Genomic DNA, 14,486 nt, shown 5'->3' with positions numbered 1-14,486 from the left:
CCCGTCATGCCTCAAAGGGATTCTGGACCAGAATAGTATCCTCGCGTTCGGGGCTCGTGGAAAGCAGCGCGATCGGACAACCCACCAGTTCCTCGATCCGCCGGACGTATTTGATAGCCTGTGCCGGCAGATCGGCCCAGGAGCGCGCATTCGCGGTCGGCTGCTTCCAGCCTTCGATGGTCTCATAGATCGGTTCGACCCGGGCCTGTGCGCCCTCGCCTGCCGGGAAATGATCGATCTCCTTACCGTCCAGCCGATAGCCGGTGCAGACATCGATCGTGTCAAAACCATCGAGAATGTCCAGCTTGGTCAGCGCAAGACCGTTAATGCCGCACGTCCGCACCGCCTGGCGAACCAGAACGGCATCGAACCAGCCGCAACGACGCGGCCGGCCGGTGTTTGTTCCGAATTCACGGCCACGCTCGCCGATCTTGCGACCCGTCTCGTTGTCTTGCTCGGTCGGGAACGGCCCCTGCCCGACCCGCGTCGTGTAGGCCTTGCACAGGCCGAGCACGTAGCCGATCGCGCCCGGCCCAAGGCCGGCGCCGGTCGCGGCCTGCGCCGCCACGGTGTTGGACGAGGTCACGTAGGGATAGGTGCCGTGATCGACGTCGAGCAGTGCGCCCTGTGCGCCCTCGAACAGCATCCGCTTGCCCTCGCGGCGCTTGATGTCGAGCAGCCGCCAGACCGTTTCGGCATAAGGCAGCAGCTTCGGTGCGAATGCCGTCAGCTCGCGCAGGATGTCCTTGCCGTCGATCTGCTCCAGGCCGAGACCACGGCGCAGCGCGTTGTGATGGGCGAGCAGGCGATCGATCTTATGCGGCAGCGTGTCGAGATCGGCCAGATCCATCAGCCGGATCGCGCGCCGGCCGACCTTGTCCTCATAGGCCGGGCCGATGCCGCGGCGCGTGGTGCCGATCGCGGTCGCGGCGCTGGCGGATTCCCTGAGCGCGTCGAGCTCGCGGTGGAGCGGCAGGATCAGCGTGACATTCTCGGCGACGCGCAGATTGTCCGGGCTGATAGCAACGCCCTGCGACTGCAGCTTGCTGACCTCGTCCAGGAAAGCCTGGGGGTCGAACACCACGCCATTGCCGATCACCGACAGCTTCCCGGTCCGCAGCACGCCGGACGGCAGCAGCGCGAGCTTGTAGGTCGCGCCGTTGATGACGAGGGTGTGGCCGGCGTTGTGACCGCCCTGGAAGCGCACGACGATGTCGGCCTGCTCCGACAGCCAATCGACGATCTTGCCCTTCCCCTCGTCACCCCACTGGGCGCCGACGACCACGACGTTAGCCATGCGCAGCTCTTTCCTGTGCCAAGATCCAAAACAGCACGATCGGCTCGGGCGATATCGCTTCCGATGAGGGGCCAGCCTGGCCAACCATGCGCCCAGCCCTAATCGCGGCCGGGACCGCTCGCTTGCGAGGCGACCCACCGGATAAAGGAAGCCGCCGGGCTAGGCAAGCAAGAACGGGCCCCAGGAGCACAGAGAGCGCCACCAAGCCTTTGATAAGCCCCAAAATTTCAAGCCGCCCCGGCTGCGGATCGGGCGACCCGGCCCTTGCGCTTCTGGCGGCGCAATGATCCAGGTCCCGCATTGAACACCCGAACGGCGGCGATTCTACGATCGAAGCGGCGCGCCGTCAGGCTGGATCCGTCCATCGACAACCTCGATGATGCGATCACAGCGCCGTGCCAGGTCGAGGTTGTGGGTGACCAGCAGAAAGCTGGTGCCGACCGCGCGATTGACCTCCCGCATCAGCCCGAACACCGCTTCTGCGGATTTGGTGTCGAGATTGCCGGTGGGCTCGTCCGCCAGAACCAGATCGGGATTCATGGCCAGCGCCCTGGCCACCGCGACCCGCTGCTGCTGACCACCCGACATGTTGCTCGCGAGATGGTTGGCGAATTTGGCGAGGCCGACCTGGTCCAGCAGGCGCGAGGCCTGGGCCTCGATCTCGGGACTGGGGAAGCCGCGATCGACCAGGAGGGGCATCATCACATTCTCCTTGGCCGTGAAGGCCGAGATCAGGAGATGAGATTGGAAGATGAAGCCGATGGTGTGCCCCCGCAGATGAGTGAGTTCGGTATCGCCGAGCACCGCCGTATCCTGACCCTTGATCGTCAGCCGGCCGGAGGTCGGCCGGTCGAGCAGGCCGACGATATTGAGAAGGGTGCTCTTGCCGGAGCCGGACGGACCAATCAGCGCGACGAACTCGCCGCGATCGACCTCGAGGTCGATGTCATGCAGCACCTCGGTCTCGGTCGGCTGGCCGACGTTATAGGCCTTGCACACCTTCTCCAGGCGCAGGATGTCCTCAGCCACGGATCGCCACCACCGGATCGAGCCTGGCAGCGCGCAACGCCGGCGCCATCGCGGCGAGCAATCCCGTCACGGTGGCGAGCACCGCCGTGATCAGGAACAGGCGCCGCTCCAGGATCAGCGGAAACAGCTCCGAACCGTCGGCCTGGCGCTGTACCGCGTGCCAATAGATCAACGCACCGGCGCCCATCGCGGCGCCGAACAGCGACCCGATGAAACCGAGCAGGCCGCCCTGCAGGAGAAACAGGCGCATGATCTGGCCGCGCGAGGTCCCCATCGCGCGCAAGATGCCGATCTCCTTGGAGCGCTGGATCACTGAAACGATCAGCACCGCGGCAATGCCGAACGCGACCGACAACCCGACGAAGACCCGGATCAGCGTGTTGGAGGTCTCCTGGGCGCGCACGGCGGTGAAGAACTGCGCATTGGTCTTGATCCAGCTGTCGGCCTTCACCAGATTGGCCGCCTGGATGCGCTGCGCGATGTCCTCGGCGGCATAGATGTCCTGCACGGTGATGTCGATCGTGGTGACGCCGCCGACCATGCCGAGCAGCGACTGCGCCGTGCGCAGCGCGACATAGGCCGCCCGCTGATTGACGCCCTTGTTGCCGAGATCGACGAGGCCGGTAACTGTCAGCACGCGGTTGGCGCCGGATGCCGCCTGGACGTTGAGCTTGTCGCCGACGACCGCGCCGAGATCCTTGGCCAGTTCGATCCCGATGATGATGTCGTCGCTGGTCAGCCGCGGCTCGCCGGCCGCGATGTAGTCCGGTACGCGCACGATCGTGAAATAGCTCTCCGGCTCGATCCCCGAGAGCGTGACGGCGCGACTGGCGTCGCCACGAATGGCGAGAGCGGAGCCCGAGATGGTCGGCGACACCGCCGTGATCTCCGGCATCGCCTGCATCTGATTGCGGATCTTGGGCCATTGATCGATCGAGATCACGCGCTGGCTCGGGCGCTGCACGATAGCGTCCTCGATTACACCGTGGTCATTGCGCAAGGGACGTGCGACCTGATCGGGCGTCAGCAATTGGATCTGCGGCTGCGAGGTCAGCACGCGCTTGATGAAATTGGCCTCGAGCCCCGCCAGCATCGCCGACATGAAGACGATCACGCCCACCCCGATCGCGATGCCGCCGATGATGAACAAGGTCTGGAGCCGCCCTTCACGCAGGAAGCGCACGGCCGCGATCCACTCGAACGGCAGCCAGCGGTTCACGGCAGCACCGCACGGAAACGCTGGCCGGTCACGACGCCGGAACTCTGGGGAACCGCGACATCCCCGGCGCTCAAGCCAGCGACGATCTCGACATGGCTGTTGCCGCGGATGCCGACGCGAACCGGAATCTTGGCCGCGCGACCGTCCTTGACGCCGAGCACCCAGGGCTGGCCCGAGGTGAGGTCATGAACCGAACGCACCGGCAGCTCCAGAGTATCCCGACGAGCCGCAACCTCGATGTCGACAGACACCGTCATGTCCTGGCGCAGATAATCCGGCGGATCCTTGACGGTCAGCTTGACCTGCACGGAGGCGCGGGAGATATCGACGCCGGGATTGATGTAGCTGACGACCGCAGCGAAGCGCCGGTCGGGATAGGCGTCGGCCGAGGCCAGCGCGGTCTGGCCCAGCGCCAGCTTGCCGAGATTGCGCTCGTCGATCTGCAGCACGAGTTGGACGTCTCCGGCCGGCGCCAGCACCAGCAGCGCTTTGCCGGGCTGCGCCACGGCGCCCTTCTCGACGTTGCGCGTGATCAATACGCCGTCGCGCGGGGCCAGAATGGTGGCGTAGCCGAGACGGGATTGCGCCGTGTCGAGATTGGCGCGCGCCTGGTTGAGCTGGGTCTCGGCCATCACGGAGTCGCTGCCGCCGGGACTCGCCGTGAACACCTGAAACTCGGCCGCGCGCTTCTGCGCCAGGGCCACATCGAGCGTCTTCTGCGCCTCGTCGAGCGCAGCCCGGGTGGCGTAGCCATTGCTGGCCAGTTGCGATGTACGGTCGTAGGTTTGCTGGGCATTGAGCAGGGTCGCCTGCGCCTGACGCAGCGCTTCCTTGGCCGACGGCAAGGTCAGCTCGGCGAGTTGGCGCATGCGCGCCTCCGCCTGCGCGACGGCGCCCTGCGCCTGCAGCACGGCGGCCTTCAGTTCGCGCGCCTCGAGCGAGATCAGAGGCTGGCCCTTGGTGACACGCTGCCCTTCCTGCACCAGTACGTCGTCAACGGTTCCGGTGATCTGGCTGCCGATCTCGACGCGAAAGGGCGTCTCGACATGGCCGCTGGCGACCACAGTCTCGACCAGATCACCACGCCGGACCAGATCAACCACCACCGCTGGACCAAGGACCGCACGCACGCTCTGCCAGCCGCCGAAGCCAAGCAACAGCATAACGGCAAGGACGAACCAGCGGTGCGCCCAGACGGCGGACCCGAGGGCGGACAGCGAGCTGGCTTTCTGACGTGGGAGGGCTGCAGTTTGATCGACCATCTCTGTCAATACGTAAGCGCCCAAAGAAACGGGCGGAGTTTCGTCCGCGCATGCCTGACCATGCGGCGCGCCAGCCCCACGGCCCGCACCGGTAAAGTAGGTCATCGCAGCATCAGCATCTTGCGCTAGGTCAACCGCGATGCGGCGCATCGTGCAAATCAGGACCAATGGCCATGAACATTCGTCCACAAACATCAACGGGGCCACGTGAGCAGCAACACCACCTCGAGCCTCAACCGCTTCTGGCACCTTCCGCAGGCGACGATCTGCGGCAGCTTGGGCTGCGGCCTGAATGGCCTCAGCCAGACCGACGCTGAACAGCGCCTCCAGCGCTACGGCCGCAACGCCGACATGCCGTCGCACGTGGTCGGCCCTCTGCGCGCCGTGCTGCGCCGGCTGCTCGAGCCGCTGTCGCTCATTCTGCTGGTGGCTGGCATCATCTCGATGGGCACCGGCGACGTGATCGGTGGCGCGATCATCGTCATGATCCTGGCGCTCTCGATCGGACTCGATACGGTTCAGGAGGGACACGCCGTCAGGGCCGCCGAGGAGCTCCGCCGCTCGGTCGCCTTGAAGGCCGAGGTGCTGCGCGACGGCACCTATCGCGAGATCGATGTCGAGGAGGTCGTGCCCGGCGACATCATGCGCGTGCGCGCCGGCGACATCATTCCTGCGGACGCGCTGGTCATCGAATCCAAGGCCTTCACCGCGGGCGAGGCCGCGCTGACCGGCGAGCCCTATCCCGTCACCAAGCAGACCGGCGTTCCGACGGATGAGAGCGACACGTCGACCGCGCTGTTCCGCGGCTCGGTGGCGCAGACCGGCGAGGCCGTCGCGCTGGTCGTCAACACCGGACCGAATACAATGTTCGGTGCCGCCGCCTCGGCGCTGGCCGAGGTGCAGGGCCGCACGGCGTTCGAGCGCGACCTGCATGAATTCGGCCTCGTCATCGCCCGGCTCACGCTGGCGCTCGTGCTCATCGTGCTCGCGGTCCGGGTCGTGTTCGGCCGCGACGTCCTCGATTCGCTCCTGTTCTCCGTCGCGCTGGCGGTGGGGCTGACACCCGAATTGCTGCCGATGATCACCACCGTGACCTTGTCGCGCGGCGCGCTGCGCATGGCCAAGCGCAACGTCATCGTGAAGCGGCTCGCTGCGATCCACGATCTCGGCGCGATGTCGGTGCTGTGCACCGACAAGACGGGGACACTGACATCCGCGGAGATTACGCTTGCCCGCAGCGTCGGGCCCGACGGCAGCGAGGCTCCGCGCGCCGCCGAGCTCGGCGCCATCGCCGCCGCGCTCGGCGGCGACCGCGGCTCACTCGACGCCGCGCTGATCGCGGGCGCCGATCATGCCGCGTCAGGATGGAGCCTGGGAGGCCAGCAGGCCTTCGACTTCTCGCGCCGCCTCGGCTCGGTGCTGGCGATGCGCGGGCAGGACCAGATCCTGATCGTGAAGGGCGCGCCCGAAGCGGTGATCCCGCTCTGCACGCAGCAGCGGCAGGGCGGGACGGTCGCACCAATCGATGACGAGGGCGGCGCCGCCATCAGCGCGCGGGTTCATGCATTGGCGCAGGAGGGCCTGCGCACCGTGGCGATCGCCTCGCGGCCCTGGAGCGGCGCACCACGCGAGATTGAAACGGATGACGAGCAGGAGCTGATCTTCGAGGGATTATGCGCCTTCGCTGATCCGCCGAAGCCGACCGCCGCGGCCGCGATCGCGCAGCTCGCCCGCGCCGGCATTACGCTCAAGATTCTGTCCGGCGACGATCCGGTGGTGGTCAAGCGGCTGGCCGGCCTGGTCGGGCTGAAAGCGGATCGTGTGCTGTCCGGCAGCGACATTGCCGAGCTCAGCGACGATGCGCTCGCGGTGCAAGTGCGGTCCACCGACGCCTTCGGCCGGCTCGCGCCGGATCAGAAATCACGGATCGTCAAGGCGCTGCAGGCTTCGGGCGAGGTCGTCGGCTTCCTCGGTGACGGCATCAATGATGCACCGGCCCTGAAGGTCGCAGACATCGGCCTGTCCGTCGACGGAGCCACCGGCGTGGCGCAATCGGCGGCTGACATGATCCTGCTCGCCTCCGATCTGGAGGTCGTCGCCGACGGCGTCGAGGAAGGCCGGCGCACCTTCGCCAACATCCTCAAATACGTCCGGATGGGCGCGAGCTCGAATTTCGGTAACATGCTCTCGATGGCGGTCGCATCGATCATGCTGCCGTTCCTGCCCATGCTGCCGACGCAGATCCTGCTCAACAACCTGCTCTATGACCTGTCGGAACTCGGCATCCCCTTCGACCGCGTCAGTCCGCAGGCCACGGCACGTCCGCAGCGCTGGGACATGAAGCGTCTGCTCCGCTTTGCAGCCATCATGGGACCGCTCTCGTCGGTGTTCGATTTCCTGACCTTCGGCGCGCTGCTCTATCTGTTCCAGGCGACGCCCGACGAATTTCGCACCGCCTGGTTTCTCGAATCCATGGCCACCCAGATTCTCGTCATCTTCATCATCCGGACCAATGGCCGGCCATGGAGCAATCGCGCCGATCCGATGTTGACGGCCTCCTCGTTGATCGCGCTCGTCGTTGCGCTGGTCGTGCCGTTCACACCCGCCGGCGCCTGGTTCGGCTTTGTAACACCGCCGGTCCCCCTGCTCATGGCCATCATGGCCCTTGTCGCCGCCTATCTGCTCTGCGCGGAATGGCTGAAGTCCTTCGCGATACAAGCCGGCCCCGGGCGATCGCGCCGGCCGCATCCCGCTCACCACCGAGCTGCGTGACCGCCCTGGCTGCATAGTCGCGATGCATCTGCCCTCTTGATAGGCAGCCGGGATTGGTGTCTCTCGCAAGAGCCGGGGAGGAACGCCGGCCGGGTCCCGCCGGCCGAATGCCGCGGCCTACCGAACCGGGGCCAACACCGACCCATGTCCGCCGCCGATCCCACCGCATCCGCCGCGCCCAAACGCGCCTGGATCGCGAACCAACCCTATGTGCTGCTCAGCATCACGGCGCTGTGCTGGGCCGGCAATGCGATCGTCGGCCGGCTCGCTGCCGGCCATATCCCGCCGGTGACGCTGTCGTTCCTGCGCTGGTCGCTCGCCTTCCTGCTGATCCTGCCGCTCGCCTGGAAACAGCTCCGTCAGGACTGGCCGGCAATCCGGTCGCGGCTCGGCATCATGATCGCGCTCTCCCTGACCGGCATCGGCGCCTTCAACACCTTGCAATATTGGTCACTGGAATACACCCAGGCGCTCAACACGCTGTTGCTGCAATCCTCCGGCCCGCTGATCGTGGCGGTGTGGTCGCTGCTGCTGCTGCGCGTGCATCTGACCGCGGCGCAGGCGATCGGCATCGTGTTGTCGCTCGCTGGCGTGCTGCTGATTCTGACGCGGGGCCATCCGACGGCGCTCGCCAGCATCACCTTCAACCGCGGCGACCTGATCTTCCTGCTGGCCATGGCCATCTTCGGTTTCTACTCGGTGCTATCGCTGAAGCGCCCGCAGATTCACGGCCTGTCGATGGTGGCGTTCACGTTCGGCTGCGGCGCCGCGAGTTTGATCCCCCTGCTGGTCTGGGAACTTCACGCCCGCCCGGTGATGGTCCTGGATGCCAAGAACCTGCTCTCTTTGCTCTATGTCGCGATCTTTCCGTCGACCATCGCCTATCTCTGCTTCAATCGCGGCGTCCTCTTGATCGGCGCCAACCGTGCCGCCCCGTTCCTGCACGTGGTGCCGGTGTTCGGCTCGATCATGGCCTTTGTCTTCCTCGGCGAGCAGCCGGAGATCTTTCACGTCATCGCCTTCGCGCTGGTGCTCGGCGGCGTCTTCATCGCCTCCCGCAAGCAGGCGACGTGAGACTCCTGCAAAGGCCAGCCGCTATCGGATCGCCTCGACTGTCATGTAGAGCGCCATCACCGACACAAAGCCGATCAGCAGGACGCGCAATCGCGCTGGCGACACGGCATTGGCCAGGCGAGCTCCCACATCGGTTCCGATCACCAGTCCGATGATGACAGTGAGCAGCGTCGACCAGGGCGGCAAGGCGCCGTGCCGCCAGTAGATCCAGGCTGACGGGATGGTCGTTGGCACCAGTGTCAGCACCAGGCTGATCATCTGGGCGCGATGCTGAGCCATCCCGAGCACTGCGCTCAAGCCGACCACGGTGGCCAGCCCTCCGCCGATGCCGAGAAAGCCGGACGACACGCCGGCCGCGCAGCCGACCCCAAGCAGCGCAAGGGCGCCTGGATCAAGCTCGGCATCCATCGTCTGGGCCGGCTCGCGATGTGACGACCGACGCAACAGCAGCACATCGAGCAGCAGCAGATAGATCACATAAGCCCATTGCAGCACGGTCGCCGCGGTTCCGTTGGCGATCACGGCGCCAATGACGCCGCCCAGCAGAAAACCAGACCCCAGCCATACCACCATCGACGGCGACACCCGGCCGCCCTCGTCCCAATAGCGCTTGATGCCGGCGAGGCTGGTCGGCGGAATTTGCGCCACCAGAGACAGGCCTTGCGCCACGTGTTGCTCGGCGCCGAGCAGGAGAACTGCGAACACGACGAGACCACCGCCGGGACTGACACCCAGCAGGCCCGAGGTGAAGCCGCCGATCAGGCCGGTGCCGAGTCCGCCGACCAGCTCGAGACCGTTTGTCATCGGCGCACCGGATGCTGCTGGTTCGAGCTTTCGTGCATCATCGCCTCGTCGCGATGCCGGATAGCAGCGCCTCGAACGCCGTCATGGCGTCGGAGGAGGAGAAAGGCTCGCCCCAAAGGCGCTGCAGCACGAAGCCCTGGAACATGGCGACCATGGTCCGGGCGATACTGCGCGGGTTGACGGCCCGGTCGACGACGCCCAACCGTTGGCCGCGCTGCAGCAGTTCGGTGATCACGGCGACCGGCTTGCGAACCCCGTCGACCACCTGCTCGCAAATCGCTTCGTCTCGCAACGCCTCGGCCCAGAGCTGCAAAGCGATGCGCCGGCTCCGCAGCCCTTCCTCCTTCTGCATATCCACGAGCGAGGCACGCGCGATCGCGCGCAGCCCGTCGAGCGGATCCGCACTGTCACGCGCAGCCGCCAGCAGAGCGGCGTCGCGGCCATGGCGGCGTTCGCCGATCGCCTGAATCAGCTCGTCCTTGCTGGCAAAATGCCCGTAGATGCACCCTGCGCTCAGGCCCGCTTCAGCAATCACGTCGGAAATTGTGGTTTGATGAAAGCCCTGGCGAGCGAAGCAGGCCTCCGCTGCCCGCAGGATCTCATCGCGGCGCGCCGCCATCGTCGCGGGCTTCAGCTTCGGCATGCACAGCTCCGGTCAGAACACGCGCCAGACGGGGATCATGTTTCCCCTGCATCATAAAAAACGAATATTCTTTTTGTAAAGGGCATTGTCGCATGTTCGGACATGGCGGCCTCCCATCGCGCGCTCTTGTCTTGGCTCCGCTTTCGGGCACAAGCTCGCGTCAACAATCGAAGCTGGAACCTTGCCTGCCCCCTCGCAACCACGCTCTCCGTTCGCCTGGCTCAACAATCAGCCCTATGTGCTGCTCACGCTGGCCTCGCTGTTCTGGGCTGGCAACATTGTGCTGGCGCGCTATGTGGCCGGGCATGTGCCGCCGCTGACGCTGTCCTGCATCCGCTGGATCGGAACATTCCTGATGCTGTGGCCCTTCGCCCGGACGCATCTGGCGCGCGACTGGCGGACGCTGCTCGCACATTGGCCGCTTCTGCTGCTGCTGGCGCTGACCGGCTTTGCCGTCAATAACGCGCTATCCTATTGGGCGATGCAATATACGCAGGCGCTCAACGGGCTGCTGATTCAATCCTCGGCGCCGTTGTTCGTGGCGCTGTGGTCGCTCGCTTTGTTCGGGGTGCGGTTGAGCGTGGGGCAGCTGATGGGCATTGCGATGTCGCTGACCGGCGTTCTCGTGATCCTGCTTCGCGGCGATCTCGGCGCGCTCGGTGCGATCCAGTTCAACCGGGGCGACCTGATGTTCGCCTCCGCGCTACTGGTTTTCGGACTCTACTCCGCCGTCATGACGCGCCGGCCGGCCGTGCACCAGCTCTCCCTGATCTCATGCTGCACGGCAATGGGAGCCGTGCTGCTGCTGCCCTTGGCGATCTGGGAATATTCATCCGGCTCCGTGCTCACGCCCGACCTGCTGTCGATCGCAACACTCGGCTATGTCGTGGTGTTCGCCTCGGCGCTGGCCTATTTGTTCTTCAACCGCGGCATCAGCCTGATCGGGCCGAACCGCGCCGCGCCGTTCCTGCACCTGGTGCCCCTGTTCGGCTCGGTGCTGGCGATCGTTCTGCTCGGCGAAGAGCTCAAGGCTTTCCACCTCGCCGGCTACGCGCTGGTGATCGGCGGCGTGATCGTGGCATCGCGCTCGCCGCTCCGGCCCGCTCGAGCCGGCGATCAGCGCAAGGACGGCTCGTTGCGGCAAGACGCCTCATGAAGGCCGGCAGGCATCATCCAGTTGTCATCGAAATGTCAGCATCGCGTTAGGGCTCCTGATCAGAACGGCGCATGGTTCAAGCTTTCAGGAGGCTTCGCATGCATCGATATCTGCTTACCACCGTCGCCGCCGTCGTTCTGACCGCCGGTGCGGCACTGGCCCAGGGCGAGGGCGAATTCCCCGCGACACTGGCAGGCCACGCGGTGATGCCGGCCGAGTCCTTCGTCGACGCCCCCGCCGATGCGCCCGTTGATCTCAAGACTTCGGGCAAATACACGACCGGCAAGCGCATCGACGCGATCGGGACCGTGATGGGCAAGTCCTACGAACGCGCCACCGGGGTGTCCCTGCCGTTCAAGGGCCAGCCGTTGCAGGGCCATTCCGGCATCAAGAAGATGGCTGACGGCACCTTCTGGGTACTTACCGACAACGGCATGGGCTCGCGCTACAACTCGCCGGACTCGATGCTCTATCTGAACCACTACAAGATCGACTGGAGCACCGGGAAGGTCGAACGGCTCGAGACCATCTTCCTGCACGATCCTGAGCGGAAGGTGCCGTTCCGCATCATCCACGAAGACACCGCCAGGCGCTATCTCACCGGCGCCGATTTCGACACCGAAGGCTTCCAGATCATCGGCGACAATCTCTGGATCGGCGACGAGTTCGGTCCCTACATCATCAAGGCCGACAAAGGCGGCAAGGTGCTCGCCGTGTTCGAGACGGTTGCGGACGGCAAGCCGGTTCGATCGCCCGACCATTGGGCGGTGCAATCGCCCGGCGCTCCCGGCGCGACCTACAGCAATGTCAATCTGCGGCGCTCGAAGGGCTTCGAGGGCTTCGCCTCGTCCGTCGACGGTAAATTCATCTACGGCCTGCTCGAAGGCCCGCTCTGGGATGGCGAGAAGAAGGAATGGGAGAAGGTCGATGGCAAGGAAGCGTCGCGCATCCTCGAATTTGACGTCGCCGCCGAGAAGTTCACCGGCCGTTATTGGCAATACGCGTTCGAGCAGAACGGCAATGCGATCGGCGACTTCAACATGATCGACCCGAGCCAGGGCCTGGTCATCGAGCGCGACAATGGCGAGGGCACCAGCGACAAGGCCTGCCCGCAGGGCGTCCGCGGCGAGAACTGTTTCCCGGACGTCGCGAAGTTCAAGCGCGTCTACAAGATCGAACTGTCCGACGCCAATGTCGGCAAGCCGGTGCGCAAGATCGCCTATATCGACCTGATGAAGATCAAGGATCCGGACAAGAAGGCGCGCAAGCCGCTCAACGACGGCGTCCTCACCTTCCCGTTCTTCACGATCGAGAATGTCGATCGCGTCGACGACACGCACATCATCGTCGGCAACGACAACAACCTGCCGTTCTCGTCAAGCCGCGAGCCGAACAAGGCGGATGATGATGAGTTCGTGCTGCTCGAAGTCGGCGGCTTCCTGAAGGCGAAGTAACGGCACATCGATTGCAGCCGCCGTCGCGCCGAGAGCCTGTCTCGGTCGACGGCGGACCGCAGACAAATCAAGCCGTTCGCACCTTCGCCATGAAGCCGTCGACGGCCTGCTGCAACAGGCCGGATTGGCTGTCGAGCTCGCGTGCGCTGGAGAGCACCTCGGAGGCCGCCATGCCGGTCGCCTCCGCGGCCTTGGTGACACCGCCAATATGGGCGCTGATCTCGTTCGACCCCGCGGCCACCGACTGGATGTTGCGCGCGATCTCGCGCGTCGCATCGCCCTGCTGCGCGATCGAGCTCGAGATCGAGTTGGTGATCTCGCTCATCTGCGCGATGGTCTGGGTGATCCCGGTGATGGCGGCGACCGCATCCTGGGTCGAGGTCTGCATGGCCACGACCTGCGCGGAGATCTCCTCCGTCGCTTTGGCGGTCTGATTGGCCAAGGCCTTGACCTCTGAGGCGACGACTGCGAAGCCCTTGCCGGATTCCCCGGCGCGCGCCGCCTCGATGGTCGCGTTGAGGGCGAGCAGGTTGGTCTGGGCCGCAATCGAGTGGATCAGCTTGACGACTTCCCCGATCTTCTCGGCACCGCTCGACAGCACCTGCACCGTGGCATTGGTGCGCTCGGCATCGTTCACCGCCTGGCTCGCGACCTCGCTGGAACGAGCCACCTGACGCGAGATCTCCGCCACCGAGCTCGACAGTTCCTCCGCGGCGGCGGCCACGGTACCGACATTGTCGTTCGCGCTCTGCGTGGCGGCGCTGACCGTAGAGGCGCGCGCGCTGGCATCGCTGGCGGTCGATGTCATCGACTGCGCCGTGTGCTGCATGCCCTCCGCAGCCGACGCCACCGAACGGACAATGCCGTTGACGCTGCGTTCGAAGTCGGCAGCGAGATTTTCCATCGCGGACCGGCGCTCGGCCAGCGCGCGCTGCTGGGTCGCAGCTTCCGCCTGCTCGAGCTCGCGCATCCGCAGCGCGTTGTCCTTGAAAATCTGCACGGTGGCCGCCATCGAGCCGATCTCATCGCCGCGACCGACGCCGGGAATCTCACCCTCGAGCCGTCCGTCGGCGATCTCGCGCATGCGGCCGCCGAGGCGATCGAGCGGCACGCTGATACTGCGGCCGATCAGCCAGGCGATGCCGCCGGCAATCACGGCGATGCCCGCGCAAGCCAGCCACATCATCCATTTCAGCGGCTTCAGCTTGGCATCGAGATCGTCGACATAGACACCGGTGCCGACGAAGGCGTTCCAGGCCGGAATGGCGAGCGCATAGGAGATCTTGCGCGTCGGCTGCTCCTGGCCGGGACGGAGATATTCATAATGCAAGGTGACCTCGCCATTCTTGGCGACGCCGTCGCGCAGCTCCACCACGAGCTTGCGCCCGTTGAGCTCGAAATCGATGACGTTCTGGCCGCGCTGCTTGGGATCCTGGGACAGGATGACATTGCCTTCCATCGTGTAGGAAAACAAATAGCCCATGCCCTTGTCGAACGTCATGGTGCTGCCGCGCTTGACGAACTCGTCGATCGCGGCCTCTTTCGTCATCCTGCCGGCCTCGACCTCCTTGATCAGGCCGAGCGCCATGTTGCGTGCCGTCTCGACGATCGCCCGGCACTGCTCGATGCGCGCGTTGACCATCTCCCGCTGCATCAGATTGCCCGCAAATGTGCCCGCGGCTGCAAGCCCCAACAGCGCAACGCCGACGACGATCCCGAGCTTGGGGGCGATCCTGATATTGTTCAGCAGCACGCGACACTCCACCCGACCGACGC

The 14,486-nt window shown here is 65.5% G+C and carries 11 protein-coding genes; 4 read left to right on the top strand and 7 right to left on the bottom strand.

The window, feature by feature from the left end:
* Positions 1–4: 4 nt before the first annotated feature.
* The 4 genes from HL671_RS32920 to HL671_RS32905 all read right to left on the bottom strand — a co-directional run bounded on the left by HL671_RS32920 (position 5) and on the right by HL671_RS32905 (position 4,807).
* Positions 5–1,297, bottom strand: coding sequence for an adenylosuccinate synthase (locus HL671_RS32920; RefSeq protein WP_012042083.1), 1,293 nt, complete (start codon positions 1,295–1,297; stop codon positions 5–7).
* 324 nt (positions 1,298–1,621) lie between these two features.
* Entirely contained in the window at positions 1,622–2,326 is a 705-nt protein-coding gene (locus tag HL671_RS32915) for an ABC transporter ATP-binding protein (RefSeq protein WP_172242362.1), read from the bottom strand.
* Positions 2,319–3,545: an ABC transporter permease gene (locus tag HL671_RS32910; RefSeq protein ID WP_172242359.1), complete on the bottom strand. Its 1,227-nt coding sequence runs from the start codon at positions 3,543–3,545 to the stop codon at positions 2,319–2,321. The genes HL671_RS32915 and HL671_RS32910 overlap by 8 nt, the downstream gene beginning before the upstream one ends.
* The gene (locus HL671_RS32905; RefSeq protein ID WP_172242356.1) at positions 3,542–4,807 is read right to left on the bottom strand and encodes an efflux RND transporter periplasmic adaptor subunit; all 1,266 of its coding nucleotides are present in this window, start codon (positions 4,805–4,807) and stop codon (positions 3,542–3,544) included. Before HL671_RS32905 ends, HL671_RS32910 begins: the two co-directional genes overlap by 4 nt.
* A gap of 207 nt (positions 4,808–5,014) precedes the next feature.
* Between HL671_RS32905 and mgtA the strand changes: the two genes are divergently transcribed.
* Together mgtA and HL671_RS32895 are read left to right on the top strand one after the other, a co-directional pair.
* A complete protein-coding gene (gene mgtA / locus HL671_RS32900; RefSeq protein WP_172242353.1) occupies positions 5,015–7,579 on the top strand; it encodes a magnesium-translocating P-type ATPase in 2,565 nt (854 codons plus the stop codon).
* A 144-nt stretch (positions 7,580–7,723) separates the two neighbouring features.
* Positions 7,724–8,653 carry a DMT family transporter gene (locus HL671_RS32895; RefSeq protein ID WP_172242350.1) on the top strand — a complete coding sequence of 310 codons (930 nt, stop codon included), beginning with the start codon at positions 7,724–7,726 and terminating at the stop codon, positions 8,651–8,653.
* 21 nt (positions 8,654–8,674) lie between these two features.
* Here the strand turns inward: HL671_RS32895 and HL671_RS32890 are convergent, their stop codons facing one another.
* Both HL671_RS32890 and HL671_RS32885 read right to left on the bottom strand, forming a co-directional pair.
* On the bottom strand, positions 8,675–9,457 hold the full coding sequence (locus HL671_RS32890) for a sulfite exporter TauE/SafE family protein (RefSeq protein ID WP_172242347.1): 783 nt from the start codon (positions 9,455–9,457) through the stop codon (positions 8,675–8,677).
* A gap of 37 nt (positions 9,458–9,494) precedes the next feature.
* The gene (locus tag HL671_RS32885) at positions 9,495–10,100 is read right to left on the bottom strand and encodes a TetR/AcrR family transcriptional regulator (RefSeq protein WP_172242344.1); all 606 of its coding nucleotides are present in this window, start codon (positions 10,098–10,100) and stop codon (positions 9,495–9,497) included.
* 181 nt (positions 10,101–10,281) lie between these two features.
* Here HL671_RS32885 and HL671_RS32880 point away from each other — a divergent pair, with 181 nt between their 5' ends.
* Together HL671_RS32880 and HL671_RS32875 are read left to right on the top strand one after the other, a co-directional pair.
* Positions 10,282–11,256 carry a DMT family transporter gene (locus HL671_RS32880; RefSeq protein WP_172242341.1) on the top strand — a complete coding sequence of 325 codons (975 nt, stop codon included), beginning with the start codon at positions 10,282–10,284 and terminating at the stop codon, positions 11,254–11,256.
* A 98-nt stretch (positions 11,257–11,354) separates the two neighbouring features.
* Entirely contained in the window at positions 11,355–12,710 is a 1,356-nt protein-coding gene (locus HL671_RS32875; RefSeq protein ID WP_172242338.1) for an esterase-like activity of phytase family protein, read from the top strand.
* Between the two features lie 67 nt (positions 12,711–12,777).
* On the opposite strand, the gene HL671_RS32870 is transcribed toward HL671_RS32875, so the two are convergent.
* Positions 12,778–14,463 carry a methyl-accepting chemotaxis protein gene (locus tag HL671_RS32870; protein ID WP_012042073.1) on the bottom strand — a complete coding sequence of 562 codons (1,686 nt, stop codon included), beginning with the start codon at positions 14,461–14,463 and terminating at the stop codon, positions 12,778–12,780.
* Positions 14,464–14,486 lie beyond the last annotated feature (23 nt).

Source organism: Bradyrhizobium denitrificans (genome assembly GCF_013179005.1).
Lineage (GTDB): Bacteria > Pseudomonadota > Alphaproteobacteria > Rhizobiales > Xanthobacteraceae > Bradyrhizobium > Bradyrhizobium denitrificans.
Note: the sequence above shows the minus strand (reverse complement) of the source record. Positions and strands in the feature narration are given on the sequence as shown.